The organism is Chamaesiphon sp. GL140_3_metabinner_50 (genome assembly GCF_025361915.1).
GTDB lineage: Bacteria > Cyanobacteriota > Cyanobacteriia > Cyanobacteriales > Chamaesiphonaceae > Chamaesiphon.
On record NZ_JANYJC010000113.1, the window covers coordinates 1 to 4230 of the forward strand.

The 4230-nt window shown below is 43.0% G+C and carries 4 protein-coding genes; all 4 read left to right on the plus strand.

Annotation, left to right across the window (positions count from 1 at the left end; all coding sequences use genetic code 11):
• The first annotated feature begins 10 nt into the window (after positions 1-10).
• Complete coding sequence (locus tag Q0R35_RS06005; protein ID WP_295615188.1) at positions 11-1084, plus strand: branched-chain amino acid ABC transporter permease; 1074 nt, start codon at positions 11-13, stop codon at positions 1082-1084.
• A gap of 14 nt (positions 1085-1098) precedes the next feature.
• Positions 1099-1338, plus strand: a complete 240-nt coding sequence (locus Q0R35_RS06010; RefSeq protein ID WP_295615185.1) for a hypothetical protein — start codon at positions 1099-1101, stop codon at positions 1336-1338.
• Positions 1339-1425: 87 nt separating this feature from the next.
• The gene (locus Q0R35_RS06015) at positions 1426-2265 is read left to right on the plus strand and encodes a filamentous hemagglutinin N-terminal domain-containing protein (protein ID WP_295615186.1); all 840 of its coding nucleotides are present in this window, start codon (positions 1426-1428) and stop codon (positions 2263-2265) included.
• The gene (locus Q0R35_RS06020; RefSeq protein WP_295615187.1) at positions 2237-4054 is read left to right on the plus strand and encodes an S-layer family protein; all 1818 of its coding nucleotides are present in this window, start codon (positions 2237-2239) and stop codon (positions 4052-4054) included. Before Q0R35_RS06015 ends, Q0R35_RS06020 begins: the two co-directional genes overlap by 29 nt.
• The last annotated feature ends 176 nt before the right edge of the window (positions 4055-4230 follow it).

Below are 4230 nucleotides of genomic sequence, written 5' to 3' on the forward strand. Positions count from 1 at the left end.
ATTTTGTCTGATGGTCATTTACTTTGTCTTTTTGACGATTTCTGCTGCTACTTATGCACTATTTAGTCTGGGTTTAAACCTCCAGTGGGGCGTAACGGGGCTGATTAATTTCGGACATGTCGCATTTATGGCGATCGGTGCCTATAGTACCGTGTTACTCTCTATGCAAGGCGTACCGATTCCGATCGCGGTATTAGTCGGAGCTGGTTTATCAGCCTTGCTAGGATTGCTCATCGGCATGTCTACATTAAGACTGCGCGAAGACTATCTCGGAATTGTCACCATCGGCGTATCAGAATTAGTCCGATTGGTAGCTAAAAATGAAGCTTGGCTGACCAAAGGTACCTTCGGCGTACAGGGTTATCCGGTACCATTTAGATTCAATCCAGAATATCCCGTCAGATTATTATTAATCGGTTGGTTGACAGCAATTTGTGGGTTAGCATTGTGGCGATTGTGGTTGTGGATGCGCGTAGAAAGTAGCCGCCTAATTAGTGGTGCGATCGCGATTATTTTTGTATTGACTGTTTATGTTTGCGGTGCGCTATCGCTTTATACTTATGATGCGCGGGCGGGATTAATGCTGCTAAGTTTAACCGTATTGACAGTAGTTTATATCGGACTCGAAAGACTGGTAAATTCACCCTGGGGACGCATTCTTAAAGCCATCAGAGAAGATGAAGAAGTGCCCAGAGCTTTGGGTAAAAATGTATTTTGGTATAAATTACAAGCCTTTACAATCGGGGGTGCGATCGCGGGTATTGCTGGAGCCTTTTATGCTTGGCAGTTTACTGTATTTCCCGATAACTTCGAGCCGTTAATTACTTTTAATGCCTGGATTATTATCATGCTGGGCGGTTCGGGAAATAATCTCGGTGCGATTATTGGAGCGATTATTTTTTGGGGCTATTATGAAATCACGCGAACTGAGTTTTTCAAAGTAATCTTTCGCGCTCTGCATTTAGATGATACTCAGCAAGGTGCCTTTCGGATTATGATTATCGGTCTAATTCTCATGCTATTAATGGTATTACGTCCGCAAGGTATTTTAGGCAAGAAAGAGGAATTAACGTTAGGTAAATAATCGATATCACTGATTTGCCTACTGTAATCGATCGAACGGTATTCGGTCATTACACCCGCTCGATCTTTACCACGATTGAAGATCGGGCAAATTTAGTGTATAAAAATCTCGACTCGATCGAATTAATAATCGATCGACAAGCTGTATTGCTGTTTGCGCGAATGGCTGAGAGATTGCTAGATAGCTACGACAAATGGCTGATTGTTAACGATAACATCCAAAAATGTGTGGTGTCGGCTTATGTTACCAAGTAAGTTAAAGTATCACTTATTTTAGTATCGATCGCAGCTATTTGATGTGAGTTATGCAGCTTGTTAGTAAAAATTGGATAAAATACCAAAATGAAAACTAAACTTTGGCTATCTTTACTAACATTAACTAGTGTAGTAATTAGTATCCAGTCTGCGATTTTGCAAGCTAATGCTCAAACATATCAACCCACCAATCGCGCTCCGGTAGCAGATAATACGCTCGGTACTCAGGTGTCAGGGGATGGTAATAACTTTAATATTACAGGTGGTGTAAGTAAGGGACAGACATTATTTCATAGTTTTACAGATTTTTCGGTTCCGACTAACGGACAGGCAAATTTTACCAATCCAGTTGGCAATCGCGATATCATCACCCGCGTGACAGGGAATTTATTTTCCGATATTAATGGAACAGTCAATAGCAATGGCGCGAATTTCTTTTTGATTAATCCTAATGGGATTGTGTTTGGGACGAATGCTCGGTTGAATGTGGGTAAAGCCTTTGTCGGGAGTACGGCAAATAGTATCGATTTAGTCGATGCTGGGGGACGAACGATTACGTTTGGGACTAATGCTAATGGTGACGCACCATTATTAAGCGTCGCGCCAAATGTGTTGTTCGATGCTTCTCGCTTGAATTTCAGTGGAGGCACTGGTGCGATTAGTAATTTTGGGACGCTGCAAACTCAATATATCGGTTTAATTGGTGGGAAAGTTGCCATCGATGGCGGACAAATATCTACAGGGGGCGGGCGAGTTGAGTTAGGCGGCTTATCAGCACCAGGAAGTGTCGAGATCGCCACAGCCGGAAATTTTCTCAAACTAAACTTCTCTGCATCAGCACCGGAAGGGATCGAGATAAATACAGATGGCAAGATTCCCAAACTAAACTTTCCCGCAAATGTCGTTACGAGATGGTTCTTTAGTTAGTAGCGCAACTTTTGGTAAAGGCGATGCTGGCAAAGTGACGATCGATATCAAAGGTAATTTATCTTTAGATAAGGGATCGTCTATTAATTCTTTTGTCAATGCACAGGCAGTAGGAAACAGTCAAGGGATTAGTATTGGTGCTAAACATATCAATATTTCGAGTAGTAGTGGCATAATTTCAAATAACTTTGGGGGTATCGGTAATGCTGGGAACATCGATATTAAAACTACTGGCGATCTTAATCTTGTAGGCTACGATAGATCTGTACCAACGAGTGAGACAATTCTTTCAGCCATATCAAGTGGTACTGATGGCAGAGGCGATGCGGGTAAAATCACAATTGAGACTGGAGGCATTTTATCTCTGAACAATGGAGCTATTATCAGTGCTGATATCTCTAGCGAGGGGAAAGGGAATAGCAAAGGGATTGCTATTGATGCTAAAGATCTGAGTCTATCAAATTTTAGCTCGATTGTTACAGGCAATTTAGGTACGGGAAATGCTGGAAACATCGATATTAAAACTACTGGAGATCTAACTATTGTGGGAAGCGATCGATCTATCCCACTAGTAGATGGGGTAGATGCAGCAAGGTTAAACAATAGCAGCTCAATTTCTAGTAATTCAAGAGGAAAAGGTGATACTGGTAAAATCACGATCGATACAAAAGGAAATATCTCTCTAGACAATCGAGCTTTTATCAGTTCTGAGATACTTAGAGCCAAAGGGAATAGCCAAGGAATTAGTATCGTTACTAAAAATTTAAAAGTAACAAATAATAGTGCGATAAACACAGCTAATCAAGGTAGTATCGGGAATGCAGGTAATATCGATATCAAAGCTAATGGTGATGTAGAAATCGCTGGTTTGACAGACCTCTCTCTATTTAATCAGCAAGGTTCAAATTCCAGCAGCATTATCACAACTAATTTAGATGGCATAGGAAATTCAGGTAATATTAATATCGAAAGCAAAGGAAATATCGGTCTTAGCAAGGCTTTTATATCCAGCTTCAGTGGTGGTAAAGGACAAGCTGCAAATATCTCAATTAGCAGTCAGAAATTGAATCTCAACAATATGTCATTTATTGCTACTGACGGGTTTTCAGTTGGCGGCGGTAATATCACTCTGGCGATTAGCGATCTACTCTTGCTGAGAAATACAAGTTCCATTAGTAGTAAATCCCTGAGTGCAGAGGAAAAGGGGAATGGTGGCAATATCACCATTAGTAGTCCTTTAATTGTTGCTGCGCCAGGAAATAATGATATTTCTGCTAATGCGTTTCAAGGTTCGGGCGGTAATGTCCAGATTACCAGTCAAGGCTTGTTTGGTATCCAATTTCGTCCCAAAGGACAAGACTCGCCCTTTACCAACGATATTACGGCCAGTTCCACCTTCGGACAAAATGGGACTGTCAACATCACCACCCCAGGGACAGATCCGGGGCGAGATAGTACCGAGTTGCCCAATACCACTACCGATGCTAGCAACCAGATCTCGCAAGCTTGTAGCACGAACAATCGTCAGAATAAATTAATTGTCGCTGGGCGTGGTGGCATTCCGCCCAATGCTAACGACCCCTTGACTAGCGATCTCGTGTGGGAAGATGCCCGCGCCGTCAGCATTCAGCCAGCCGTTAGTAGTACGCCGAATAATCTCGGTAAACTAGTTCCTCCGGCTGTGGGTTGGGTATTCGATGGCAAGGGGAAGGTGACTCTGGTTGCTGCGGCTACGCCGGGACAACCGACGGGGACTAGCGTTGCTTGTCCGCAGGGGGTGGGTAAATAGAACGTGGATCGAATCCCCCTAAATCCCCCTAAATCCCCCTTTTCAAGGGGGACTTCCGGATCCGGTTCCCCCCTTTTTAAGGGGGGGTTAGGGGGGGTTCAGATCTCGAAACGAAGTCCAGCCGACTTGTGTATACACGGTAGCCTTTCCAAGGGAGACTAAGATCCGGATTTTAG